This window comes from Shewanella sp. SP1S1-7, assembly GCF_031932105.1.
In the GTDB taxonomy this organism is placed as follows: Bacteria; Pseudomonadota; Gammaproteobacteria; order Enterobacterales; family Shewanellaceae; genus Shewanella; species Shewanella baltica.
The window spans coordinates 220,082-246,854 of sequence record NZ_JAUOEU010000003.1 but is presented as its reverse complement, the minus strand read 5'-3'; the positions used below and the strand labels follow the sequence as shown (position 1 = coordinate 246,854).

21 protein-coding genes are annotated in these 26,773 nt (G+C 47.4%); 12 read left to right on the top strand and 9 right to left on the bottom strand.

Annotated features, from left to right (window positions below; translation table 11 throughout):
- The first annotated feature begins 21 nt into the window (after positions 1-21).
- The gene (locus tag Q4Q49_RS04405) at positions 22-687 is read left to right on the top strand and encodes a peptidase (protein ID WP_311998732.1); all 666 of its coding nucleotides are present in this window, start codon (positions 22-24) and stop codon (positions 685-687) included.
- Positions 684-1,460 (top strand): PepSY domain-containing protein, encoded by a 777-nt coding sequence (locus Q4Q49_RS04400; protein WP_311998719.1) that lies wholly within the window; start codon positions 684-686, stop codon positions 1,458-1,460. The genes Q4Q49_RS04405 and Q4Q49_RS04400 overlap by 4 nt, the downstream gene beginning before the upstream one ends.
- 113 nt (positions 1,461-1,573) lie before the next feature.
- Here the strand turns inward: Q4Q49_RS04400 and Q4Q49_RS04395 are convergent, their stop codons facing one another.
- Together Q4Q49_RS04395 and Q4Q49_RS04390 are read right to left on the bottom strand one after the other, a co-directional pair.
- The gene (locus Q4Q49_RS04395) at positions 1,574-2,122 is read right to left on the bottom strand and encodes a DUF3332 domain-containing protein (protein WP_261272210.1); all 549 of its coding nucleotides are present in this window, start codon (positions 2,120-2,122) and stop codon (positions 1,574-1,576) included.
- A gap of 233 nt (positions 2,123-2,355) precedes the next feature.
- Complete coding sequence (locus Q4Q49_RS04390; RefSeq protein ID WP_006080363.1) at positions 2,356-2,901, bottom strand: mechanosensitive ion channel family protein; 546 nt, start codon at positions 2,899-2,901, stop codon at positions 2,356-2,358.
- Between the two features lie 106 nt (positions 2,902-3,007).
- On the opposite strand from Q4Q49_RS04390, the gene Q4Q49_RS04385 reads away from it, so the two are divergent.
- The 4 genes from Q4Q49_RS04385 (at position 3,008) to ahpF (ending at position 8,287) form a co-directional block, all read left to right on the top strand.
- On the top strand, positions 3,008-3,751 hold the full coding sequence (locus tag Q4Q49_RS04385; protein WP_107950309.1) for a spermidine synthase: 744 nt from the start codon (positions 3,008-3,010) through the stop codon (positions 3,749-3,751).
- Positions 3,752-3,840: 89 nt separating this feature from the next.
- A complete protein-coding gene (locus tag Q4Q49_RS04380) occupies positions 3,841-5,373 on the top strand; it encodes a leucyl aminopeptidase (protein ID WP_220777448.1) in 1,533 nt (510 codons plus the stop codon).
- Positions 5,374-5,969: 596 nt separating this feature from the next.
- Positions 5,970-6,539, top strand: a complete 570-nt coding sequence (gene ahpC / locus Q4Q49_RS04375) for an alkyl hydroperoxide reductase subunit C (RefSeq protein ID WP_006080359.1) — start codon at positions 5,970-5,972, stop codon at positions 6,537-6,539.
- A 161-nt stretch (positions 6,540-6,700) separates the two neighbouring features.
- The gene (gene ahpF, locus Q4Q49_RS04370; RefSeq protein WP_311998718.1) at positions 6,701-8,287 is read left to right on the top strand and encodes an alkyl hydroperoxide reductase subunit F; all 1,587 of its coding nucleotides are present in this window, start codon (positions 6,701-6,703) and stop codon (positions 8,285-8,287) included.
- Positions 8,288-8,549: 262 nt separating this feature from the next.
- Here the strand turns inward: ahpF and Q4Q49_RS04365 are convergent, their stop codons facing one another.
- From Q4Q49_RS04365 to brnQ, 6 genes are all read right to left on the bottom strand, one after another.
- Positions 8,550-8,792 carry a DUF4287 domain-containing protein gene (locus Q4Q49_RS04365; protein ID WP_126492665.1) on the bottom strand — a complete coding sequence of 81 codons (243 nt, stop codon included), beginning with the start codon at positions 8,790-8,792 and terminating at the stop codon, positions 8,550-8,552.
- A 52-nt stretch (positions 8,793-8,844) separates the two neighbouring features.
- A complete protein-coding gene (locus Q4Q49_RS04360) occupies positions 8,845-9,267 on the bottom strand; it encodes a GNAT family N-acetyltransferase (RefSeq protein ID WP_311998717.1) in 423 nt (140 codons plus the stop codon).
- A gap of 84 nt (positions 9,268-9,351) precedes the next feature.
- A complete protein-coding gene (gene recJ, locus Q4Q49_RS04355; protein ID WP_311998716.1) occupies positions 9,352-11,076 on the bottom strand; it encodes a single-stranded-DNA-specific exonuclease RecJ in 1,725 nt (574 codons plus the stop codon).
- A 94-nt stretch (positions 11,077-11,170) separates the two neighbouring features.
- Positions 11,171-11,896 (bottom strand): bifunctional protein-disulfide isomerase/oxidoreductase DsbC, encoded by a 726-nt coding sequence (gene dsbC, locus Q4Q49_RS04350; RefSeq protein ID WP_311998715.1) that lies wholly within the window; start codon positions 11,894-11,896, stop codon positions 11,171-11,173.
- Between the two features lie 140 nt (positions 11,897-12,036).
- Entirely contained in the window at positions 12,037-12,939 is a 903-nt protein-coding gene (gene xerD, locus Q4Q49_RS04345) for a site-specific tyrosine recombinase XerD (protein WP_311998714.1), read from the bottom strand.
- 114 nt (positions 12,940-13,053) lie between these two features.
- Entirely contained in the window at positions 13,054-14,469 is a 1,416-nt protein-coding gene (gene brnQ / locus Q4Q49_RS04340) for a branched-chain amino acid transport system II carrier protein (RefSeq protein ID WP_311998713.1), read from the bottom strand.
- Between the two features lie 528 nt (positions 14,470-14,997).
- Between brnQ and Q4Q49_RS04335 the strand changes: the two genes are divergently transcribed.
- From Q4Q49_RS04335 to Q4Q49_RS04310, 6 genes are all read left to right on the top strand, one after another.
- Positions 14,998-15,714 (top strand): tRNA1(Val) (adenine(37)-N6)-methyltransferase, encoded by a 717-nt coding sequence (locus Q4Q49_RS04335; RefSeq protein WP_259585568.1) that lies wholly within the window; start codon positions 14,998-15,000, stop codon positions 15,712-15,714.
- A 236-nt stretch (positions 15,715-15,950) separates the two neighbouring features.
- Positions 15,951-17,210: an ATP-dependent RNA helicase SrmB gene (srmB, locus tag Q4Q49_RS04330; protein WP_006080348.1), complete on the top strand. Its 1,260-nt coding sequence runs from the start codon at positions 15,951-15,953 to the stop codon at positions 17,208-17,210.
- Positions 17,211-17,573: 363 nt separating this feature from the next.
- Entirely contained in the window at positions 17,574-18,785 is a 1,212-nt protein-coding gene (locus Q4Q49_RS04325) for an efflux RND transporter periplasmic adaptor subunit (RefSeq protein WP_107948970.1), read from the top strand.
- Positions 18,785-21,976, top strand: a complete 3,192-nt coding sequence (locus Q4Q49_RS04320) for an efflux RND transporter permease subunit (RefSeq protein ID WP_310801844.1) — start codon at positions 18,785-18,787, stop codon at positions 21,974-21,976. The genes Q4Q49_RS04325 and Q4Q49_RS04320 overlap by 1 nt, the downstream gene beginning before the upstream one ends.
- A 249-nt stretch (positions 21,977-22,225) precedes the next feature.
- On the top strand, positions 22,226-22,933 hold the full coding sequence (locus tag Q4Q49_RS04315; protein WP_006080345.1) for a TatD family nuclease-associated radical SAM protein: 708 nt from the start codon (positions 22,226-22,228) through the stop codon (positions 22,931-22,933).
- A gap of 191 nt (positions 22,934-23,124) precedes the next feature.
- Positions 23,125-25,362, top strand: a complete 2,238-nt coding sequence (locus tag Q4Q49_RS04310) for a PAS domain-containing protein (RefSeq protein WP_006080344.1) — start codon at positions 23,125-23,127, stop codon at positions 25,360-25,362.
- On the opposite strand, the gene Q4Q49_RS04305 is transcribed toward Q4Q49_RS04310, so the two are convergent.
- Positions 25,343-26,746: a hypothetical protein gene (locus tag Q4Q49_RS04305; protein WP_012090100.1), complete on the bottom strand. Its 1,404-nt coding sequence runs from the start codon at positions 26,744-26,746 to the stop codon at positions 25,343-25,345. The genes Q4Q49_RS04310 and Q4Q49_RS04305 overlap by 20 nt on opposite strands.
- Positions 26,747-26,773 lie beyond the last annotated feature (27 nt).

The window sequence follows — 26,773 nt, the reverse complement described above, 5'->3', positions numbered from 1 at the left end:
CACTTTCTGCACAGATGGTTGATGCTATTGCTGGTACTGCCGATTGGGATCTGGTCAGTTACCGGCAGCTATTTCGTCTTAATGGATCTTGGGTTTATCCGTGGCGATCATATTAAAGTGCAAGACATCCAGCATATCGATCCCAGCCAGCTCCATTACTCAATGGCAGCGGTTTATGAACGTTTCCCCAAGGCTCAAGCAATCACGTTAACCTCAGTCACAGATACCCTCTACTACCGGATTAAACTGAGTGATAAATCCATTCTCGTGAACGCAGATTCGGGTGAGTTATTGCCTTCAATAACGGAGAAACAAGCCCGAATGATAGCTTCAAACTATCAGCATCACGGGTCTTTAGCCGTCGAGGCTAAGCTTGTTAGTGCAACCCTGCTCACCGATATCGCCCCTGCAGAATTAGCGCCGCGATACTTGCCAGTTTGGAGAATGGATTTTAACGATAGCGCTGCTACAAGCCTTTACCTATCAGCGACAACGGGAGAGTTAGTCACGCGCAGACATGACTATTGGCGTTTGTTCGATCTCTTTTGGAAATGGCACATTATGGATTACGACGAAGGTGAAGCCATCGACAATCTTCTACTGCTGAGTTCGGCTCTAGTCTCTATTGTGGCTGTATTAGCTGGCTTCGTTTTACTTTGGCAGCGCAGAAGGAGGTATCTGAGATGATGCCGAATCTTAAACTTAAGCCTAAGCCTCAAAGTAAACGCTTCAAACGTTGGGTCAAAATCGCTCACTATTGGCTCGGTGCCATAGTTAGCATTCAACTGCTACTTTGGCTTGTTACTGGGGTCTATTTCAATTTAACGCCCCATGATGAACTCAAGGGAATGGAGTACCAACAGAGCCATCATCCTAAGCCACAAAGGCAAGCGTTTGAGCCACAAAAGCTTGTGGATATCGCTCCCTTGCTGGCTAAGCATACTCAAGTAGAAAGCCTGACATTAGTGGCGCTCGCGGGTAAGCCCGTTTATGTACTCGATGCCAAGGTGCAGCGCTATGCACACCAGTGCCAACAGCAAACCTTGATTGATGCTTATACTGGCAATGTTTTACTTATTGATAAACAAAGCGCCCAACAACTGGCGCTTGAAAGTTATGCCGGGCCAGGAAAAATTACCCAAGTTAAGCAAATCTCAGTCCCCATTAGCGAATGGCCAACCCAGTGCAATTCACTGTGGCAAATAGGTATGGATGATGACCTGTCGACGCGGATTTACATCAATGCGATTAATGGCGAATTAGTTGGCCATAAAAATGATCACACAGACATCGCCGACTTGATGTTTAAATTGCACTTTATGGATTACCTCAATCAAGGCAGCTTCAACAACCCCTTTAGCTGGCTGCTGGGCATACTGACCTTGTTGCTATCCCTATCTGGCCTGTATTGGGTTGTTGAGAATCTGGTACTCAAGCGCTATCGAATTAGTATTGGTTAAATGGCTAAATACGGTCTTACATCGGCCTATGGAGAATAAAGCCCCTATTGAGGGGCTGGAATAAATTCGCTAATTTTGATACCCAATAACAAATTGGGCTTCAGCTAATCGCCTTATGCTGCAGGGTTTACCTCAGCATCCAGCAAACGACTTTCGCTATAGGCAACTAATTCTTGATTGCTAACACGGGTAATAAAAATATTATCAAGAAAAAAATCTACATCATCACCGGATTTACGGCCCGCTAATAACTGAGTGCTGCCGTCTTCATAGGCTAAGGTCATAGCGACGGTTTGTTCATCAGGATAGGTAATTTGTGCCTGTGTGAGTTTTACAGGGGCTGACTTTAGCTCATCACTTACATGGGGGTTAAGCTTGAAAATAGCATCGACGGGCATATCTACCACAGCAGGAGATTTATCGGTAATGGGATTTTTACCCGTCCAAAACTCGATAGTATTCACGATAAACAAATCGCCTGTAGCCGCAATGCCATAAATCGGGCTCAATAGAATAAACAGCCCAGCACGACCATAACGGTTATCCACTGCACTTAAATTTCCCTTAGTCACCATTTGGCTTAAACCCATTTGCCCCATACAGGCCGTTAATTGAGTCGTTAACACCGCCGCGATAGTCACAGCTAGAAGTTTAGATTTCATTGAATTCTCCCTTAAAAACAAAAGGGCGAAGTCTAAGCAGAGTGAATAACTAAACCGTGCGTTCAAGCACAGTATGAGGTAAAAAAACAGCGTGGCATGTAATAAAACCCCCTGTATTTGTTAGTAAACACTCAGTAAGCAAGCAAACATAATGAGAAGATAATAGGATTAAGAGCCCCGGCAATCACTCACAACAGTTTGATAATCAATGTAGCACTGCGCAGCTAGCCAAACTACTCAGGATCAAACTTCTTCTTGCCTTCGAGTAAAGCCTGACGTTCGGCTAAGGGAGTCTGATCGGCGAGCTTTAACACTGCCTTTTGCAGCATTAAGTTATTGGGATAAGTAATGGTATCGCCGTTATCGCGGTGGATTAGCACATGGAATAACGCGATTTCGATAATCACACCGCTAATATCTTCATCCTTATCCACGACTCGAATGCGCTCGCCGATACGATAAGGAAACACGAAAAAGATCAGCACGCCTGCAGTTAAGTTACTCAATATCGACCACTGAGCCACTAATGCTACACCCATCACAGCGAAGGCGGATGACACAAATAGCGACACATCCTGATAGCCCAGCCCGAGCGAGACCGCCATCAATGACAGAGTAATAAAAAACATCACATAAGAGATAAAACGAGTGACTAAACTGGTCCGCGCCACACTCACTTGCTTCATTTGCGCCAGTTTTCTCACCCAATGGGTTAAGGCGCGCTGTAAAAAGAGAAACACTGCAAGATAAATACAGGCAAGCAGGATTTGATTTGTCATAATAGCGGCTCAATTAACTAAAACTGTCTGAATTCTAACTTTTTTGCGCGAGCAGTTATAGCCTGTGCAAGCGAGCCAAGCAGCGAAACCGAGTAATAAACCCAATATGGCCGATTCTACCCTCTTACATGAAACCCAAGACGCACTAGGCCCAATCCGCGTAATCGATTACGACGACTCACGGATCCTGTCCTTTGGGGACAACGACGAGCAGAGTAAAATCCTCAAGGCGGCACCCCATATTCCCCAGCACACTTATGTGCAAGCCATGTTGTTGGTTTTACTGTTTTGTAAGCCAAAGAGCGCCATAGTCTTAGGCTTAGGTGGCGGCTCGATTATTCACTCTCTACGTAATTTCGACGCGGCAATAAAGTTAACGGCAGTGGAATTACGCCCCGCGGTGATTGAGTTAGCTAAGCGCTATTTTCAGCTGCCGATAGGTAAAAAGCTCAATCTTATCAATGATGATGCCATCGCCTTTTTGGCCGCAGGCGATCATAAAAAAGTCGATGTAATTTTTGCCGATATCTACACAGCCAAAGGCGTTGAAACGGGACAGCTTTCACCAGTATTCCTTGAGCAATGCACTAACCTTATCAAACCCAATGGGTATTTAGTGCTGAACTGCTGGAAAGAACATAGCCAAAATCGCGAGTTGTTGGCTGACTTACAACAGCACTTTGCCCATGTGAATGCTTGCCTCACTGGTGGCGGTAATTGGGTGATATTTGCCAGCCAATCGCCACAACTTTTAGGCACCTCAGCCCTGAAAAGTCAGGCTCAAACTTTGTCGCAACAATTGGATTTTGCCCTTGAGCGATCACTGACACGCTTTGGGCCTTGGATTTAATATTAATATCAGCAAAATAGCTTAAATTAGTTAACCCTAAGGCTGAGCTTTGATATTCTTCTCACACTCCCATGATATGAGCTGTCACCATGAAAAATAAGCACAAATTTATGTTAAGCGTTATGGCTCTGGCGTGCCTTAACTCTCTCAATGCTAACGCCGAGATTTTTAGTTTTGACACTCGTAGCTCACTGAATTCAGATACATTAGTGCTATTCCAAAGCGCTGATGCTACTACCTATGGGATCGACTATTTACCTCAGTCGACCCAAGACCAATTAAACCTAGCGACGGCAGATAACAGCTTTTCTGGTAAGCAAGGTGAAATCCTTGAGATTTTAGTACCGAGCGAAATCGATGCTAAGCGAGTTTTATTGGTCGGTATTGGCGATGCTAAAACTTTAACACCCGGCGACATTAATACAATCGGCGGTAATGTTGCTGCCAAACTCGATACGGTTCCCCAAGCTACAGTACGCGTACTCACCCAAGGTTTAACGGCCGCGCCGTTATTTGCCTCAGAGCTGGCCCACGGTATTGAACTGCGCAGTTATCGCTACACTCAGTTCAAGGCGAGTACCCATGCCGAGAAGAACTACCAAATCGCCGTCGATGATTTAAGTGGCAACCAGAAACACCATAAAAACCTGCAAGCGGTTGAAGCTGGCGTGTTTTTAGCACGCGATCTCACCAATGCGCCCGCGGGCATTATGTATCCCGACAGCTTTGCCAATGAGGCGAGAAAACTAAAATCCCTCGGCGTTAAAGTCACAGTATTAGAAGCCAAAGATATCGAACGCCTACAACTGGGCGCCTTGGCGGCAGTAGGTAAAGGCAGCGAACGCCCACCTAAGTTAGTGGTCGCCCATTGGCCGGGCAGCAAAGATGCGCCAATCGCACTGGTCGGTAAAGGTATCACCTTCGACTCTGGCGGTTACAACATTAAGGCGACGGGCACTTCTATCGCACGGATGAAGTCAGACATGGCGGGCGCAGCCACTGTGCTTGGCACCATCAAAGCCATGGCACTCCAAAAGGCGCCAGTCAACGTAGTCGCGATTATGCCGATGGCGGAGAACATGATCTCTGGCCACGCGATGATCCCAGGGGACGTGATTAAAACTGCCCAAGGGCTCACCGTTGAAGTGCTCAATACCGATGCAGAAGGTCGCTTAGTGCTGGCCGATGGCCTCTGGTATGCCAGAGAAAACTATAAGCCTTCCATCATAGTCGATGTCGCGACCTTAACGGGCTCCAAAGTCGGCGCACTTGGTAGCGTGTATGCGGGATTGTTTACCGACTCAGAAACCTTGGTTCAGCAGTTAACCTATGCGGGACAACAGGTTGGCGAGAAAGTGTGGCGTCTACCCTTAGATCAAGCCTACGATGATGAGCTTAAATCCACTATCGCGGATCTGAAAAACACCGGAAAAGAAGGCAGCGCAGGCGCTTCCTCTGCGGCCATGTTCTTAAAACGCTTTGCGGGCGAACAGCCTTGGGCACATCTCGATATCGCGGGTAATGCCTTAACCGCCACCGATACCGCCGTTGTTCCTGCGGGCGCCACAGGTTACGGCGTGCGTTTGCTCAGCACTTGGTTAACTCAACCTAAAGCTAAGTAACCTGAGCTCGGGATAAGCAGAGCCGCTGAATAGGCATCTTTTCGGGCCTCTCTGCGTTGCTCTGTCTAACCATAGCTCGCTATGGCGTACGATAGAGCGCCTTGATATGCGCAAAAATCTGCGCATTCAGTCAGGAAATAGATTTTTCTTTTCAAACTAATCATTTATAGCATTGATTTAGTTTTGTTAAATTTAGATTTTTCGACACTCGTTATCCCGAGTTCAGGTTAAGTAATCACGGCTAGCTTGCCGAACACCTCGGCATTCGCAACGCGGCCTTGTTTTAATTGAATTTATATTTAAGGGATATCATTGATATCCCTTTTTTATACCTGAGATTTAGCTCAACCTATCCACTGAAAAGTCATCGCATACAATCCAGATCCAACCCCAATCACACCAAGTCCGCAGCAGCTGTGGAAAAACCGATTGAGTCCGACCGAATCGCATTAGCATTCGATTTAATCGATTAGGATGATAGTTTTTATCCGTTATCTTAATTTTAAGCGAGTCGGTAATATGCTTCACATCGACAGGACGCAAGCAAATGTCCTCGTTATGAACTTAAGCAATCATCAACTAAATGGAAGCATAAAATGACTCAATCAATTATCAACAGCACAATCAAACCATTCAAAGCCACTGCGTATCACAATGGTGAGTTCGTTCCAGTAACGGAACAAGACCTGTTAGGTAAATGGTCAGTTGTATTCTTCTACCCTGCTGACTTCACCTTTGTTTGCCCAACTGAATTAGGCGACATGGCTGATTACTACGAGCAGCTGAAAGGCATGGGCGTTGAAGTTTACTCGGTATCAACTGACACTCATTTCACTCACAAAGCGTGGCATGACACGTCAGACACCATCAAGAAGATCAACTTCCCAATGCTGGCTGACCCTACAGGCACCATCAGCCGTAACTTCGGCGTGATGATTGAAGAAGACGGTTTAGCACTGCGTGGTACTTTCGTGATTAACCCAGAAGGCCAAATCAAGGTCAGCGAAGTTCACGATTTAGGCATCGGCCGTAGCGCTCAAGAGCTAGTTCGTAAAATTCAAGCAGCTCAATATGTTGCGACTCACGATGGCGAAGTTTGCCCTGCTAAATGGCAACCAGGTGACGACACATTAGCACCGTCTTTAGACCTAGTTGGCAAAATCTAATTTAGCCCAAAGCGTCAACCCCGCCAGTCTAGCGTCCCAAGCTGATTGGCGTTACAGCCAACACAGTTGTAGCGCCACGCAGCAAAGGATTAAGCCCGCCCCTGCAAGGGCCTAGACTGGCCCCCTTATCTCTCCCTTTTAAGCGATTTTGGAGTCATCACATGTTAGATGCGAATTTAAAAAATCAACTGCAAACCTATCTGCAAAACCTCAAGAGACCAGTTGAACTTGTCGTGTCTGCAGATGAGAGCAAAAAGTCTCAAGAATTAAAAAGCTTAGCGCAAGACATTGTCAGCCTATCTTCTCTGGTGAGCCTGAAAGAAACTCAGGGCGAACGCACCCCGGCGATGACAGTGATAAACCCACAACTTAATACGCAAATCAGCTTTGCTGGTCTGCCTATGGGTCACGAATTTACCTCACTTGTGTTGGCCTTACTGCACACGGGTGGGCACCCAATCAAACTCAGCGATGACATTATCGAGCAGATCCGCAATCTGCCGGGCAAATATGCCTTTGAAACTTACGTCTCACTGACCTGCCAAAACTGCCCAGACGTAGTACAGGCACTGAACATGATGGCGGCGATTAACCCGAATATCACCAACGTGATGATCGACGGCGCCCTGTTCCAAGACGAAGTGGCGAACCGTAACATTATGGCCGTGCCTTCTGTCTACTTAAATGGCGAAGTGTTTGCAGCCGGTCGTATCAGCATTGGCGAGATCCTCAATAAACTGGACACCAATGCCGCAAGCCGCAAGGCCGATGAAATTAATGAAAAAGCGCCATTCGAAGTCTTAGTGGTAGGCGGCGGCCCAGCGGGCGCAGCGGCAGCCATTTATGCGGCACGTAAAGGACTTCGCACCGGTATTGTTGCCGATAAGTTTGGCGGACAAGTGGCTGAAACTGTTGGTATCGAGAACTTTATTTCGGTCAAAGCGACCGAAGGTCCAAAGCTAGTGGCAAACCTTGAAGCCCATGTACGAGACTACGAAGTCGACATCATGGACAACCAAAAGGCAGTGTCGTTATCAACAGATGGCTTATTAGAGCTTGAACTGGCAAGTGGCGCTAAATTACGCAGCCGTACCGTATTGTTAGCCACAGGGGCGCGCTGGCGGGAAATGAACGTCCCCGGCGAAAAAGAATACCGCGGCAAAGGCGTTGCTTACTGCCCACATTGCGATGGCCCGTTATTTAAAGGCAAACGTGTGGCGGTAATTGGCGGCGGTAACTCAGGTATCGAAGCAGCTATCGATCTCGCCAACATAGTAGAACATGTCACTGTGCTAGAGTTTGATAAAACCCTACGCGCCGACGATGTGCTGCAACGTAAAGCAGCGTCTATGGGTAACATCAAAATTATTACCCAAGCCATGACCACAGAAGTGACTGGCGATGGTACTCGGGTTAATGGCCTGAACTACACAGACAGAGCAACGGGCGAGAGTCACCATGTCGCACTTGCAGGTATCTTCGTACAGATTGGGCTAGTGCCGAATACCGAGTGGCTAAAAGGTGTGGTTGAACTGACGCCACGTGGGGAAATCATTGTCGATGCCCGCGGTCAAACATCCATCCCTGGAGTATTTGCGGCAGGCGATGTCACTGACACGCCGTTTAAGCAAATTATAATTGCCATGGGCAGCGGCGCGACCGCATCACTGGGTGCATTTGATTACCTCATTCGCCACAGCGATGAAGAAACCGCCGAAACGAAAACCACAGATATAAAAGCGGCTTAATCTTTAAACATTAACCGCATAAGCTAAGAAGCCAGCGCAAGCTGGCTTCTTGTTTTTAAGAGAATTTATTTCGAGTCTTGTGAGTTTATCGAACGCTTTAAACTATGGAATAAACTGGCAAATACGAAGGTTGAAAACAACAAGATTAAGCAAAGTAGTCTCACCCAAAGCACTTGCCCATCAAGTAACCAATTAAGAAAGGCAGACGAAACAGAAAAACTGGCAAGATAGGCATATTGTAATTGTGTCATGTTAGGTACCGCTATCGACTTTTTTCGTTAATAAAATACGCCACCAGCGCATTGGCATGCCCATGACCGAGTTGATGCTCACTCTTAAGCCAAGCCACCATTTCCATATGCTTTTTGCCTTCGAGACCTTGCAAAAGCGTTAGCCAGTGGGCGATCGGCTGACCATAGGTTTTCTCGATAGAAGGGAAATAAGATGCGGGGCCTTTCACTTTTACGCTATCGGCTACTGTCGTTGGCTGAGTTTTTCCTGTCATAACAGATGTCCTTATCTTGATATTTTTAGAGTTTACTTCAATAAAATCTAGCCTAAAGGTAGGGGTTCTCAAGCCGAATTTGCATTAAGGTTTCAGGCGTATCGACTGCGTTGAAACCAAACTGGGCGTAGAGTCCATGGGCATCGCGGGTAGCGAGCATTATGCGCCTTAATCTCTGTAAATCAGGATGTTCCATAATTGATGTCATCATCAACTTACTTAAGCCTAAGCCACGGTGCGACTCAAGTACAAACACATCGGCAAGGTAAGCAAAGGTGGCTTTATCTGTGATTAAGCGGCCAAAGGCCACTTGTTTAGCTTCACTATCAAGCACAGCAAAACACAGGCTATTGGCTAACGCTTTACGCAACAATGCCTTTGGCATGCCCTGAGCCCAATAGCTATTACTGATAAAACCATGAATAACCTCAAAATCCATTTCCGCTTGATCACAACTCACACTATATGTCGGCATGACTCAACTCCCTTTTTATCCCCAATTAAGTGCAGCATTTGGCATTCAATACCTAGGCTATAACCACGTTATCCATTACAGCAACTACATAGCTTCGATCTGCTCAACCATGAGTTGCAGCGAGAAATTACCGCGATACTCATTCACATCAAGCTTATAAACAATACGGGCATGGCGAATGGTCGCATCTGGCCAAGTGTGCAAATCCACATTAAAAGCAATCGCATCGAGCATCACAGTGCCGCACTGGGTTTCGAGTACAAGCTTAAGATGGCGCTCGCCGACGAGGCGTTGCTGCACTATCGTAAAATAGCCATCAAACAGTGGCTCTTCAAAGGCTTGTCCCCAAGGCCCGGCATTGCGCAGTAACTGGGCCATCTCAAGATTCAGTTCCGTGGGAGTGAGTTCACCATCGGACCACAGCTCGCCAGTTAGCAGTTCAGGTTTGAGCAGTTCGCGCACCGCATCATCATAGGCTTTGGCAAACGTAGCAAAACTGCCAGCTTTGAGTGATAAGCCCGCCGCCATCGCATGGCCGCCAAATTTGATAATCAGTCCTGGGTGGCGCGTGTTGACCAGCTCCAGCAAGTCGCGCATGTGCAAGCCTTTGATTGAACGCGCCGAGCCTTTAATTTGACCATTGCCGGCATCGGCAAAGGCGATCACGGGTCTGTGGTATTTGTCTTTAATGCGCGAGGCCAGAATACCAATGACGCCTTGGTGCCAATCTTCTTGAAATAGCGCGATACCCCAAGGTAACTCGTCTTCGTTGAGCTTTAAGTGCTCAAGGCTTTTTAAGGCTTCCTGCTGCATGCCGACTTCCAGCTCACGACGCTCTTGGTTTAACCCATCGAGCTCGGCCGCCATACGCCGCGCGTACATCATGTCTTCACAGAGTAAGGTTTCGACCCCTAGCGCCATTTCATCGAGCCGGCCTGCGGCATTAAGCCTCGGACCCACGGCAAAACCAAAATCAGATGCAACAATGCGCGCAGGATTTCGCTTCGCCACTTCAAGCAGTGCGGTAATCCCCACACGGCAGCGGCCCGCTCGCACGCGCTGCAAACCCGCTTCGACTAAAATGCGATTATTGGCATCCAGCGATACCACATCGGCAACGGTGCCAAGGGCTACGATATCGAGCAGCGTGCCGAGATTAGGCTCAGCAATACCGCGCGTTTGATACCAGTTTCGCGTTCGCAGTTCAGCCCTTAATGCTGTCATCAAATAAAAGGCGACACCGACACCGGCAATCGATTTACTCGCAAAGGGGCAATCGGGTTGATTCGGATTCACTATCGCATCGGCAGCAGGTAACTCATGGCCGGGTAAATGATGGTCGGTAATCACCACTTGCATACCAAAGGCTTTGGCCGCAGCAACGCCATCAATCGATGAAATACCGTTATCGACAGTGATCAGCATTTCAGCCTGTTTAGACGCCGCAACCGCAACAATTTCAGGGCTTAAACCGTAGCCGTAATCGAAGCGATTGGGGATCAAATAATCCACTTTCACCGCGCCCATCATCCGTAGCGCCAACATACATACGCTGGTTGAGGTCGCGCCATCGGCATCAAAATCACCGACGATCAGAATCGACTTATTCGCCAGCATGGCATCGGCAATTAGCGCCGCAGCTTCGGGTAAGCCTTTCATGGTTTCAGGTCTTAATAGACCCTTAAGGACAAGTTCGCATTCGTGGGTGAGCGCACCGCGGCGAGCGTAAAGCTGCTTCAATAGCGGCGAAAGATGAGCGGGTAAATGGCTATCATCAACGGTTGGGCGACGGACTATCTTATGGATCAAGGGACTCAAACTCTCATGAAATCGTGGCGATAAGATAACAAAAAGGTGAGCCTTAAGCTCACCTTTAGTGGGATAAATTTTACTATTTTGACTGTTACTGACGCGCTTCTAAGGTGCTTAATAAGTCCGCAGGGGGTTGATAACCTGGGATCATATTGCCATCTTCTAACACGATTGCAGGCGTACCATTCACACCAAATGTGGTGCCTAAAGCATATTGCTCGGCAATTTTAGCATCGCATGTTGCTGCGGCAACTTTGCTGCCCGCTTTAGCGTCTGTCATGGCTTTTAATGGATCTTTAGCACACCAGATGGCTTGCATTTCGTCGGCATTGGCTGACGGCACGCCCGCACGCGGGAAGGCTAAGTAACGTACGGTAATGCCAAGCTTGTTGTAATCGGCCATTTGGCTGTGCAATTTACGGCAATAACCACAGCTGACGTCGGTAAATACAGTGACCACGTGTTTTTCATTTTTGGCTTTGTAAACCAACATATTGTCTTCAAGCGGCTTCATCATTTCTAAACGTGGGCCAGCTAATGCCGCTTCCGTTAAGTTTTTCATGCCTTTATCTAGGTCATACAAACTGCCGTGGAACAGTTTTGAACCATCACGACTAATATAGAGCACGCCGCGGTTGGTCATGGCTTGATACAAACCCTCAATCGGCGAATCCTGCATAGAAATGACTTCAACATCCAACATCTCAGTCAGTTTTTGCTTAATAGCAGCGGTATCTGGCGAGGTCGCTGTTGCGGCGTGAGCAAGAGGAGCTACAACAAGGGCAAAAATTAAAGATAATGCTCGGGTTAACTTCATGGGACATCCTATAAATTGGGTCTCGACGAGGAGATTTTGAGGTCGTTCAAACGCGATATACTTAATAGACCCCGTATGGTGGCAAAAAGTTACAGACAAGCCGCGCGGAAAGCAAATTTATGCTGTAACTAAATCCTTTTTCAGCCTCTTGGATGATGCTGTTGATGCAATTCCTGCAACCTTGCCCGCGCCACATGGGTATAAATCTGCGTGGTCGACAGGTCGCTATGGCCTAACAGCAATTGCACCACCCGCAGATCGGCACCGTGATTCAGCAAATGGGTAGCAAAAGCATGGCGCAATGTGTGCGGTGATAATGCGGTTTCAATCCCTGCACGCAGGGCATACAACTTAATCCGATGCCAAAAGGTTTGCCGCGTCATCATCTGCCCGCGTTTTGACGGAAACACCACATCGGACTGTTTATTGCCGAGCAACTCTTGCCGCGCAAACTTCATGTAGCTCTCGACCTCGGTAATCGCTAATTCACCCAGTGGCACGAGACGCTCTTTGCCGCCCTTACCCACAATGCGCACTAAGCCTTGGCGCAGGCTCATCTGCTCCATCGTCAAGCCAACGAGCTCGCTCACCCTCAAGCCTGTCGCATACAACAGCTCTAGCATGGCTTTGTCGCGACATTCGACGGCATCTTCCACATTGGGTTCAGACAACAAGCGATCGACCTGTGATTCACTCAATGAATCGGGTAAATGGCGGGTTAATTTAGGCGACTCCACTAGGGCCATAGGATCGGCTGAAATCTGCTTGGTCTGCACTAAATAGGTATAGAAACGCCGTAAACTACTGAGCAGCCGAGCGCTACTGGTGCGCGCAAAATCCTGCTCAACTCTAAAGGCTAAGTACGCCCTGACATCCGCCTGAGAAACCGCGAGCAGCGTTACCCCTTGCTGAGCTTGATAACGATCAAAATGGCGCAAATCGGTGCGATAGGCCGATAAAGTGTTGTCACTCAGTCCCTTGCTCGACCAAAGATCATCAAGAAAAATATCAATGAGCGGATCGGGCTGGTATGTCTTAGGCACAAAAACTCCATAAAAAAACGGCGTCATCAAATGATACGCCGTTGATATTAACTTAACTAGATTTAAGCCTACATCAGCTTAACTGAGTCCCGCGTAAAAACGCGAGTACAAGGCTTAAGCAGCAGCAGCCGTTTGATCACGACCACGACCAAACACTAAACACAGTACTATGGTTGCAATCGTTGGCAGTAACCAAGCCATGCCTTCTTCATAGAGTGGCAGCTTAGATAACACGGGAGACATCACATCTACGACATGGATAAAGCCCTGCGCTAAGCCATTCACCGCTTGACCATCAGCGCCAGTCAAACTGCTCGCCGCCACTTTAAGACCATCGAAGATACCGAAAAACAGTGCCACACTCAGTACTGCACGGTGTGCAAACTGCGGATTCGCAAAATAAGCGGTCAAGAAAGTGATGACTACTAAAGCGATTGCCACAGGATAAATTGTCATCAACACAGGAATACTGATGGCGATAAGCTGCGTAAGGCCCACGTTCGCAATCACAGCGCATATCAAGCTTAAAAAGATCACCAGGAAACGGTAAGACAGTTTAGGCATCAGCTCATTAAAGAACTCAGAACATGCACTTACAAGGCCTACCGCAGTGGTTAAACAAGCTAAGGTCACGACCGATGACAGTAAGACAGAGCCTAAATCACCAAATTCACGGGTCACATAGTTCGTTAAGATCTCGCCGCCATTTTTAGCACCGATAGCGATATCGCCTGCGGTCGCACCTAAAAAGAACAGCGACACATACACAAAGGCTAAACCAGCGGCAGCAATAAAGGCGGCGCGGATCAGATATTTAGTTTGAGCACTGGGTTGATCAATCCCCTTTTTGCGCAGGATATCGATAATCAGCATACCAAACATCAAGGACGCTAACGTATCCATAGTGTTGTAGCCTTCCAAAATACCTTTGGTCAGCGGATGGTTTTGATAATCGCCTACGGCTTGGCCCACTTCGGATGCGGGTAAAAACATCACAGATGCAGCCAATCCAACTAACAAGATCAATAAAATAGGCGTTAATACTTTACCTACGCTATCGAGCAGCTTGCCAGGGAAAAGCGCCAATAACATAGTGACAGTGAAGAAACACATGGTGTATAGCAGTTGCGACAGGTTCAGTTCTAAACTGCCCAGTAAAAATGTGGCCGTGGTGTCATCGATAAAGGGCTTAGCGCCAATCTCGTAAGCCACTAAACCGGTACGCGGCGCAGCAAATGCAGGGCCGATAATGATATAAATCGCGATAGCCAATGTCGTTGCTGCAAATACTGGCAGCATAGCCATAACCTTACCTTGAGCCTTAGCGACAGCAATCAGTCCAACTAAAGGTAAACCTACGGCGGTAATCAAAAAACCCAACATGGCGAGGGGCATATTACCGCCCGCTAACATTCCCGCGAACGGTGGAAAAATTAGGTTACCTGCCCCTAAAAAGAATGCGAAGGTCATAAAACCTAAGCCCAATGTATCTGCGATACTCATCTGATTGTCTTGCACTGGAAGCCCCATCTTGTCTTATTGTTTTTTTACAAACTTAAGTGATTATGTGTCGATTAGCCATAGCTAAAACAAAGCCCATCCGGAGTGCAAATCTTTGTTTACACAATTCCGTGGTAAATATGTTCGATATCTGTCGAGTTTATAATCTATGACAAACTTTTGCGCAGCCGTACTGACTACTAATTCACCACTAAACTCGTTTACCTATCCGTTAATCATAAAAGTGATTAAAAATGGGGGCGAAACTAATACCAGACTTAAAGCACCAATACAAGACAACAAGACCGTTAGGATAAAAAAAGCGAAATAATGCTAATTAACTGCTAAGAAAAGGTTTCTAAGGCAATAAAATAAAGCGTTAATTAAGTAAAATCTGTATTGCGCCGTAAAAAATAAAATCTTATGCCGACACAAATTCATACATCTAGCGCAACATCTTCTGTTTAAAAGCATTGGCTAAAAACGAGGGCTAGAATTAGAATACTGCCCGCCCAATATTGGGCCTAACCACCTTAGAACGGCAAAAATTAACTCTCCATGGCATTCACTTTTAAACAATTTCATATCGATGATATGAATTGCGGCATGGCCGTAGGCACAGACAGTGTAGTCCTAGGCGCGTGGGCTCAACTGACCGCAGCGAAAACCGTTTTAGATATTGGTGCTGGCAGCGGCTTACTCAGTTTAATGGCAGCGCAGCGCAGCCAAGCACACATTACCAGTGTCGAGTTAGACACCAGTGCAGCCGAGGCTTGCCAGCATAACTTCCACAATAGTCCGTGGGCGAATCGACTCACCTTAGTCAACAGCAGCATCCAAGACTTTTGCCAACAGATTGAGTATCAAGAGTATTTTGATCACATCATTTGTAATCCGCCCTATTTTGAGCAAGGCACACAAGCGATACAATCCCAACGCGCTATGGCCCGTCACACAGATAGCTTAAGTTTTACCGCGCTACTCGATGCCATTCATGTGTGCCTAGCACCGCAAGGAAACGCAAGTCTCATATTACCAATGCAAAGCATGGCGCGTTTCAATGAGATTTTGGCGCACTCACAGCTCAGTCTGATTGAAATAACTAACCTTATTAGCATCGTAGGGAAAAGCGCTAATAGAGTACTCTGCGTACTCGCACACAAGACTCACCCTCAAATTGCCCCTAAGATCAGTGATATCACTATTCGAGAACTTTCAGGCCAATACACCCAAACCATGGTGCAATTGATCCGAGATTTTTACCTTAAATACTGATATCGAGTCCAGCCCTGACACGTTAAGTAAAGGCCGCTAAGTTTGGCAAAGGTAACGAAGGGGCTAATTCTCCCCAAATTAAATGCTAATACATTGAGCTTAAAGTAATTAACTTATGCCTATTACCATAAAACTTTACCGACTAAGAAGATAAACACCGGAGATCTAGATAAGTTATTTAAGTTAACCGCCATAACCTTTATAATGCTTCGCTATTATCCGTCGAGACGCTGCGCATGCAATTTGAAGATTTCCAGCTTGACCCTAGCTTATTAGAGTCGCTTAATGCCATGGGGCATCATTCACCCACCACTATTCAGCAAGAAACGATCCCTTATGCCCTAGAGCAAAGAGATATTCTCGCGCGCGCCCCGACAGGAACAGGTAAAACAGCGAGCTTTTTACTGCCATCGCTGCAACATTTAATCGACTTCCCCCGCCGTTTCGCAGGGCAAGCACGTATCCTGATCCTCACGCCAACCCGTGAGTTAGCCAGCCAAATCCACCGTTATGCGTGTCACTTAGCCACTGGCCAAGGTTTAGACATAGCGATCGTGACCGGTGGTGTGCCTTACGGACCGCAGGAAGAAGCCTTAGCGGGCAACGTCGATATTCTGGTCGCGACCCCTGGCCGCCTGATGGAATATTTAGACAAAGGCAATTTCAACGCCCAAGAAGTCGATATCTTAATTATCGACGAAGCCGACCGCATGCTAGACATGGGCTTCTCTTCTGTGGTGCAAGCGATTGCTATCGAAGCCCAAGGCCGCAAACAGAACATGCTGTTCTCTGCCACCTTAGAAGGCGGCGGTGTACAACGTTTTGCCCGTGAAGTATTGAACGACCCGATTGAAATCGATGTTGAAGCACCTCGCAGCGAAAAAGCCAAGATCCACCAATGGATCCACTTAGCCGATGATAAAGAGCATAAATTTGCCCTGCTATGTCATCTGCTGCGCCAAGAAGATGTTAAACGGACTATCGTTTTCGTAAAAACCCGCGACATCGTTTCTAGCTTAGAAGGCCAGTTACTTAAAGTCGGTATTGCCTGCGCTTTCATGCGTGGCGATATGGAACAGAAAAAACGTTTCCAAGCTTTGAGCCGCTTTACCAAAGGTGAAGTGAACGTCTTGCTGGCAACCGATGTGGCTGCACGCGGTATCGATATCGACGATATCACCCATGTGATCAACTTCGACATGCCACGCTCTGCCGATACCTATATTCACCGTATCGGTCGTACTGGCCGCGCTGGCGCCAAAGGTACTGCGATTTCGTTGGCCGAAGCCCACGACATGCGTATCGTCGGTAAAATCGAGCGTTATATCGAGCAACCGTTGAAACGCCGCGTGATCGAAGAGCTGCGTCCAAAGAACAAAGAAGCGCGGACACCGGGTAAGAAAAAAGCCAAAGTGAAAGCGAAAGAAGCAGCGAAGAAAACCAGCAAGAAAGAAGCGGCAAAGAAAGCGAGTAAAATCGCCCGCAAGAAGAAGTAACCTCTGCTTAAAATAATCTAACTAAAGCCGCTATATGCGGCTTTTTTATTACCTAAATTTAACTCAATGCAATAAATCAACTGGCGAATAAAAGCTAACCTTAAAATATAGAGCATGAAATACGGCCCATTTAGATCTACAAGCTCACAAACGTATTCATTCTTATTTCAATATATTCCAATCACCTAAGTGAACCTTTCATCATTTACCTGCTCTAATTTTCGCCAAAACATCGGTACCTAGTGAGCACATGTGTCAAAACATCACTTTTAGACACATTTAATTTACAAAAATAAATTTATTGGCGCGGCCGACTCTGCTACTTTAACCCCATTACGCGATTAGCATGGATGTAACAATAATATGATGAAGACTCTACTGAGGAGAACATCTCCTTTATTAATTTTGCTGCTATTTGGCTTAGGCGCAAAAATATTAATGCAAACCAAGGAAGCGCCAGAACAAAAACCTGAAGAGATGCCAATTCCTATCGTTGATGTGACGCAAGTGACTCAGCAAACGGTATCGCTAAACTTACCTTCCTACGGTGTGGTTAACCCAAAATATAAAACCCAACTGGTGACCGAAGTTCAAGGCAGAATGCTGACCATTTCCCCTAATTTTGTGGCGGGCGGCATAGTTAAGAAAGGCGAACAACTCGCGCAGATCGAGCCCTCAGATTACGAGGCTGATTTAATGCAAGCCGAAGCGACGCTGGCCCAAGCTACCGCAGCGCTGAACGAAGAAATTGCCCGCGGTGAAGTCGCTAAAATCGAATTCAAAGGCTACGATAAGGGCTTACCCCCAGAGTTAGGTCTGCGTATTCCACAGCTTAAAAAAGAGCAAGCCAACGTCAAATATGCGCAAGCAGCACTGGCGCGTGCCCAACGTAACCTTGAGCGCACGGTTATCCGCGCGCCGTTCGATGGCATAATCAAAGCTCGTAATGTCGATTTAGGTCAGTATGTTAGCTTAGGTACAAATCTAGGAGAACTCTACGACACTAGTGTTGCTGAAATCCGCTTACCGATTTCCAATGACGATCTAGCCTATCTAGAGTCGGTCGATAATCCCGATACTCAAGTGACGCTGAGCGCCTCCTTGGCGGGTAAAGAAAATACTTGGGATGGCAATATTATCCGCAGCGAAGGCGTGATCGATGCTGAAAATCGCATGGTGTATTTAGTCGCTGAAATCAAAGACCCTTACCTGCGCGCCAATAAAGTTGCTGGCAGCTTACCGCTTAAATATGGCAGCTTCGTCAATGCGGTCATCAAAGGTCGCACCGTCGATGGCATAGTTAAACTACCCCGCCATGTGGTTCGTAACGATCACGTCGCCTTAGTTAACGACAAAAATATTGTTGAAATGCGCCATGTGAATATCGTTCGTAGCGATCTCGACAATGTGTATATCAAGGACAGTCTAAAAACGGGCGAGCGCGTAGCCACCACTCACTTCAACAGCATGGCAAACGGTCAACTGGTTAAAGTCTTAGGTGAAGCGGCATTGCCGACTGAGACGCCAAAAGAAGACACGCCTGAGTCGAGTCTTGCGGCCACTGGAGTGAAATAATGGACACTCAAAAAGGGATCTTAGCCTGGTTCGCCCGCAACAGTGTGGCCGCGAACCTGTTAATGTGGGCATTGCTGGTCGGCGGTTTGTTCAGCACTGTCTTGATCAATAAGGAGGTTTTTCCTTCTTTCGAACTCAATTTACTGAATATTTCCGTCGCCTATCCGGGCGCGGCGCCACAGGAAATCGAAGAAGGCATCAACATCAAGATTGAGGAAGCCATCCAAGATATCAACGGTATCAAGAAGGTCACGTCAGTGGCGAGCGAAGGGGTAGGCTCGATTACGGTTGAAGTTGAAGACGGTTACGAAGTGCAAACCGTGCTCGATGAAGCCAAACTGAGATTGGATGCGATTTCGACCTTCCCTGTGAACATCGAAAAACCCAATATCTATCAGATTAAACCTGAAAATAACGTCATTTGGGTGTCTGTCTATGGCGATATGACACTGCACGACATGAAGGAGTTGGCTAAGTCGGTGCGTGACGATTTAACCCAACTGCCAGCCGTGACCCGTGCAAAAGTCACTGGGGTGCGCGATTATGAAATCGCCATCGAAGTATCAGAAGATAAACTACGCGAATATGGCCTAACATTTACACAGGTCGCGTTAGCGGTGCAAAACTCTTCCTTTGACTTACCCGGCGGTTCGATTCGCGCCCAAGATGGCGACATCCTGCTGCGCACCAAAGGCCAAGCCTACACGGGTGATGACTTTGCGAATATCGTCGTCACCACTCGCCCCGACGGGAGCCGCGTGATGTTGCCGCAAGTGGCGACCATCAAAGATGATTTTGAAGAACGGTTGGAATACACCCGCTTTAACGGTAAACCGGCCGCGATTATCGAAGTCACCAGTGTTGATGATCAAAATGCCTTAGACATTGCCGCTCAAGTAAAACAATACGTCGAGGATCGTCGCGCGACGCTTCCTGCCAACGCGCAACTCGATACTTGGGGTGATATGACTCACTACCTCAAGGGCCGCTTAAACATGATGATGTCGAACATGTTCTACGGTGCCTTGTTGGTGTTTATCATCCTAGCTATGTTCCTCGATCTTAAGTTGGCGTTTTGGGTCATGATGGGTCTGCCGGTGTGCTTTCTCGGCACTATGCTCATTATGCCGCTCGAACCTTTCTCGATGACGATCAATATGTTGACCCTGTTCGCCTTTATCTTAGTGCTCGGGATAGTGGTGGACGATGCGATTGTCATCGGCGAGAGCGCCTACACAGAAGTCGAACGCCACGGTCACTCGGTTGACAATGTGATCCGCGGCGCGCAAAAAGTGGCAATGCCCGCGACCTTCGGAGTATTAACCACGATTGCGGCCTTTATTCCCATGTTGATGGTTTCTGGCCCTATGGGGATTATCTGGAAATCCATCGGCATGGTGGTCATCCTCTGTTTGGCCTTCTCGCTGGTCGAATCTAAGTTCATCCTGCCGGCGCATTTAGCACACATGAAGTTTAAAAAGCCCGGTGCGCCAAGGGGATTCTTTGGTCGCCTCAAAGCCAACTTTAACGACAGAGTGCAGCACTTTATTCACCACAGTTATCGCAACTTCCTCGAGCGCTGTATCAAGCAAAGATACAACGTGGTCGCGGCCTTTATCGGTGTGTTGATTCTCTCCATTGCCTTAGTCGCCAGTGGCAAAGTGCGTTGGGTATTCTTCCCAGATATTCCATCGGACTTTATTCAAGTTCAGCTTGAGATGGACGAAGGCAGCTCGGAAGAGAACACTTTGAAAGTGGTGCAGAGCATAGAAGAAGCCCTGTACAAGATGAACGACAAAATGGAGCAAGATAACGGCTATCAAGTGGTGAAACACAGCTTTATCAATATGAGCTCCCGCACCTCTGCCTTTATTTTTGCCGAACTGACGAAAGGCGAAGACCGCGAAGTCGATGGTGTGACGATTGCTGCCGCATGGCGTGAACAATTGCCCGAGCTTCTATCGGTCAAAAAACTCAGCTTTAACGCGAGCACTAACGATGCCGGTGGCGATATTTCCTTCAGGTTGACCTCAAGCGATCTCGATGAACTGTCCGCTGCCTCTAAAGAGTTGAAGCAAAAACTCGCCAGCTATGAAGGCGTGTACGATATTGCCGACAACTTCTCCTCGGGCAGTCATGAAATTCGCCTGAAGATACGTCCAGAGGCTGAAGCCCTTGGCCTGACCCTTTCCGATTTAGCCCGCCAAGTGCGTTACGGTTTCTATGGTTATGAAGCCCAACGTATTTTGCGTAATAAAGAAGAAATTAAGGTAATGGTGCGCTATCCATTAGAGCAGCGCCGCACTGTGGGTTACCTGGAAAACATGCTGATCCGCACGCCAACGGGCACCTCGGTTCCCTTCTCGACCGTGGCACAAATTGAGAAAGGCGAATCCTACGCCTCAATTACCCGTGTTGACGGTAAGCGGGCGATCACCATCACGGCAAATGCCAACAAAAACATAGTCGAACCTTCAAAAGTGGTACAGGAAATCCAAAAAGATTACCTGCCACAATTACAGGCCAAGTATCCTAAAATCCAAACCGCGCTGGATGGCGGCAGTTTGGATGAACAGAATGCTATGGTCGGTTTGATGCAAGGTTTCTTCTTTGCGCTGTTTACCATTTATGCCCTGATGGCAATCCCACTAAAATCCTACAGTCAGCCGTTGATCATCATGTCGGTGATCCCCTTCGGGATTATCGGCGCACTGTTTGGTCACTTGATTCAGGGACTCGCGATGAGCGTGTTAAGTCTCTGCGGCATAGTGGCACTCGCGGGTGTGGTGGTGAACGACTCTTTGATTTTGGTCGACTTTGTTAACCGTGCGCGGGAGCAAGGCCTATCGGTCAGACAAGCGGCAGTGGATTCGGGCTGTTATCGCTTTAGGGCGATCATCCTCACGTCACTCACTACCTTTGTCGGCTTAGTGCCTATTATTCTCGAGCGCAGTTTGCAGGCGCAAATTGTGATCCCTATGGCGACGTCCCTCGCCTTCGGTATCCTGTTCTCGACTGTAGTGACGCTGATCTTAGTGCCGCTGCTGTACATCATACTCGACGATGTTAGCCGCTCTAGCAGCCGCTTCTTCAACTGGTGGTGGCAGCCTAAAAAAACCAATGATGAGGACGTTAAGCATCCGGATTTTGAGCAAGCTGTCACGACTGACTATAAGAAAGACTATTTATAGGCTGTTAACGACAGACAGTTAGCAATAGGCAGTTAGCGACAGACAGTTAATCAATGTCTTATCCTTAAAAAGAGAGCTTAGGCTCTCTTTTTTATTGCCAGTGCTCACTCAATTCCACATCAGCATCAAAGTCACTATGCCGTGAGTGAGTTTGAGCTTTCAAGTTGCGATCTAGCTGACAGTTATGCCATCGGGCTTTCGCTACACTGTGCTCAAGTCGTCAGTTATCGTTAGAATGAAGCCATCATTATGTCTGAGCATCTGCATAAGCAACACCTTGATAACCCGCACGTTGTCACCACTGAAACCCTAGCGAACGGTCACATCACAGATGAAGTTTGCACTAATGAAACCTGTGCAACCGAAACGCTAGTCTATGATATTCGCCGCAGTCGTTACCTCAATATCACTGGTCGCTGCACTCTGCGCTGCGCTTTCTGCCCGAAACATAATGGCAGTAAACAAATCCACGAATACCAACTTGCCCTGTGCCACCAACCTAAGCCCGAGGAAATTATCCCCCTGCTTGGCGATGTTAAAGACTTTGAAGAATACGTGTTTTGCGGTTATGGCGAGCCTACTTTAAATCTTCCAACGCTACTCACTGTGGCAAAAGAGATCAAACGCAGGGGCGGACGAGTACGGATTAATACCGATGGTTTAGGCAATCTGGTCCATAGGCGCAATATTCTGCCTGAACTTGCTGACTGCATTGATAGCTTATCGATTTCACTCAATGCGGATAATGAAGCCGCCTATATTGAACACTGCCGCCCAAAACTCGCCGGTTCCTACGCCGCCGTGCATGCCTTTATCGCCTTGGCACCACACTATATTGAAACGGTACAAGTCTCTGCCATCGAAGGATTAGCGGGCGTCGATATTGATATTTGCCGTGAACAAGTGGAGTCCTACGGCTGTGAATTTAAGCATCGTGTATTAGGCGCTCTAGGCTAAACGCCATTCCAATACGGCCAAAATAGACTGAAGCACTGAGCCGCAATAACTCGCCATTGAGCGAATGAGTAGAGATGTAAATCTGTCTTAACTTTTACTAAGGAAATCTTGCTTAGTAACTTGGCACTGTCGTAACAATTCTTTCGTGTTAACATAGCGAAATTAACAGATCACCCACTCATAATCGGTTCATGCTGAAGAATAACCCAAGCACGTATCCCCTAGCGCCGCTGCTCTCTTTAACTCAAGGGATCCATTGGTCGCATCAACGCTTATTAGCCGTTGCAAGCCAGCTCTCTATGCTGGTGATTGGCATGATCATTTTAACCAACTTAATCATTACTTTAGGTGAACGACGCCTACAGGAAGAATGGGCGACGCAGAGATACAGTGAACTGCAAACTATAGGCACACTGATCACAGATAAAGTGTCTTTCCAGCAATTTCGCACCCAAATTTTTGCCAATGGTGAGCTGCTAAAGCAGTACTTGAGCAATCCGACCGCCAAGCAGCAACTCAAATTACAGGAAGCTTGGCTAGATCTGGTGAAGCATATTCCTGAACTGCTCGGCATTGCGCTGTACGATCCCCAAGGCAATTATAAGTTCTCTACCCCTTCTAATTTCAGTAAAGATGCCTTACCGCCGACCTTGCTTGGCGCGAGTCGTAATATGGGCGGTAAAGAGGTTTACACCTCACCACTGGAGTTTGTTCCGATTGAAGGCATGCTAGAACCCTATATGTATCAAATGGCTTGGCTCGAAAAGCCCGATCAGAGTTCTATGGGTTATCTGGTGACATACAACTCTATGGTGCAAATGCTCGAAGCCATCAAGCCGGCTTTTTCGAGTAACAAATCGCCTATGTTAGTGCTCGACACGCAGGGATTACTCTATGCTGGCGCGAGCGATCTCGCCCCGTTAAGTAATATGCCAGAAACCTTAGGGGCAAGTTTAAGACAAAGTTACCCCGCTCTGTGGCGTGATATGTCCATGAGTAATTTTGGTCAATTCCACGGTGAAGAAGCCACCTTTGTTTACCTTAAGATCGAGCTTACCGCCCAGCCAGAAACCCGCAGAGAATACTTTTTACTCTCCTATGTGCGTAACTCCGACATAGCCGCACGTTTTTCCCAGTGGCAAAACATTGTCATAGTGGCATCGCTAATCTTAACCGTACTCGCCGCTTGGGTTGTGCTACTCAGCCACATGTATCGCTTACAACAGCGTTCACGCCAATACAGTATCGATGTCGCCAATGGCTTATTTAACAGTGATATCGGCTTTATGATGGTCAACGAAAACGCCAGAGTGATCAGCGCCAACACCAAGGCGGCAGAAGCGACCTTAGTGCCACTCGATGAACTCACGGACCGCAGCCTACAACGCACCTTATGCCTCGATGACAGAACCTATGCAGAGCTGATGGAGCAAGTGCATAAAACCGGTCAATGGTCTGGTGAAATCAGCCTAGAAAGTATCAATGGTCCAACGCTGCGAGTGCATATCCGCCAAGCACCAAGGGCAAGCCGAGGTTCACCACATCTACTAATCACCCTTGAAGACATCAGTGAATTAGTCAGCAGTAAAGAACAAGCATTTCTCAGTGAGCTTTTATGCGATAGCACAGTCGCAACAGCGCTGACAGATGCCAATGGTAAATTGATTAAAATCAACCCAGTATTTGATGCACTAATGCAACTCAATGGCGATTTAAATCAAGATTTAGCCTCGCTGCTCGCGAACGATTTAGGTAATCAATGGCAAAGAATTAGCGCTCAAATTGCCATGCAAGGTCAGTGGCAGGGGCAAATTCTGTGCTCACCTAAACAGGCGCACTCCAATTGTTTACAGGCGACCTTAAAGGGCCATGTGGCCGCCGATGGTGAGATTGATTATATCGTCTGTACCTTAGAGCAAGCCGCCGAACGCGGCCGAGGCACAGAGAAACGCAGCCTTGTGCCCCATCGCAGCACGATTCTGCTGAGCTTAGTTGATTTAGAGCGTTACTTTAACTCGCTGCCGCCGCCAAGCCGCCTGAGTTCAAGCCTACTGTTAATGGATATCAACCCTGAAGGTTTGCTGAGCCACATGAGTGACATCGACCAACTGGCAAACCGCCAGCAGGAAGTCGAAGTTCAATTACTGCTTGAAATTCCTGCTAATTATCAGATTTTGCATTGGCAACTCGGGAAACTGATTGTGATGTTACCTGACACAGATGCCACCCATGCGCACAACTTTGCCCTCAATATGATGGAAAAGCTCAATGGCAATGGCTTAGGCGAAGGGATCAGTATCGGTATTGCGGGTTATCAAGAAGGCCAGACACTTGAGCAGTATCTGAATAATGCCGAAGTCGCCCTAAAACGGGCGAAACAGAATAACGATCAAAATATCGGTCAGGCCTTTACTCGTCATCAATCGTAGATTCGGGCATGTTGACCGAATCGGGCAATTGGCTCTGGGTAATCTCAATAATCGTCGAGCGGTTCATGGTGATTTTGTAGCGAATATACTGCGGGGCTTCGCGGCCATCGCGTAGCACTAAAATCAAGTTGACTTGATAACGCCGCTCAACCGATTCATGGCTGATTTTACCTTCAACTTCCTTATAAATCTTCGCCTTACCCCGCTCTAAGTAGCGGGCAAAGGGCACTAAGCTAAAGTTCACTTGCTCTTGAATGGTGGAGTATCCCGCTTGGAACTCACTCTGATTCACCTTAGTGGCAATTTTATAGTGCAGGATTTCCGCATCGACCTTATTTTGGCTATGCCTGTGCTTTAGAATTTCGCTGACTTTATCGGGCAGATCTTGCTGGCGCATAAACTCAAGCCATACTAACTGCTTAGCAATCACCGCCTGACTAGTGGTATCACGCAAAATCCGGCTCCAGCGTGGCCTGCCCCGCTGAATAAAACGCCACATGGCATTACGCACGTCATCCTTAAAGATTTCCCTGAAGCCATAAATCACCGCCAAGGTCAGCACTAAGGCAATGGTAAAGCCGCTGAAGGCGCCCTGCGCTTGAATAATCAACGCCGACACCACCAACATCACTAACGCCGTCGCCAGTCCCGTCGTGAACTTTTTAAGGCCAATCCCTAAGGGCTTTAACTCTTCTTTGAGTACCACACCTTGTTGGATTAAACGTCGTAACAACAACATCTTGTTTGAGATGCGGTTAGGATCTTGCTTAGTTTGCGCCGAGTTGTAGTTATGCTCATCCCGATAGGCGCACTCATTGCGACACAGTGTTAGCACCCGTTCTTGGATATCGTTGAAATCACTGGTTCTTGTAGCATGGGCGAGCACTTTTAGTAACTGCTGCTCGCAAAACCAAGACAGGTAGTTGTCGGCATTTTCGAAGTAGGATTTCCATTTAGGATCGCCCGGTTCGTTACGACGAAACTTTTTCAGCAACTGGCCAACTTGTTCGCGTAATTCGTCGAGGGCAAAATAGAAATGGGTTACATCTGTGATTTGATTGAGTTCTTTAACATCGTTTTCGACTGCAACGGCAAACTGATAGGCGAACAGATTCAAGTACAATCTGAATTCTTCAACGGTGCGGCGATTTAAACTGGCAAAGCGGCCCTGTACCAAAGGTAAGTGCAAGCCTTCTGAATAGTAAGAACGACGGCCGACAATCGCGCTGTAGTAGTACTCTTCTTCATTGAGCGTGTGCGAGCCTATGCCCATTTCCTTTGGTAAAAAGAAATAGAGATCAAGTTGACGATTATCGCCCTTTTCCATCTGGTGGCTGAACTTAATCGACAGGGATTCTTCTTGCTTTACACGTATCTTAGACACAACACCCTTTTCATGAGCCCTCACAGA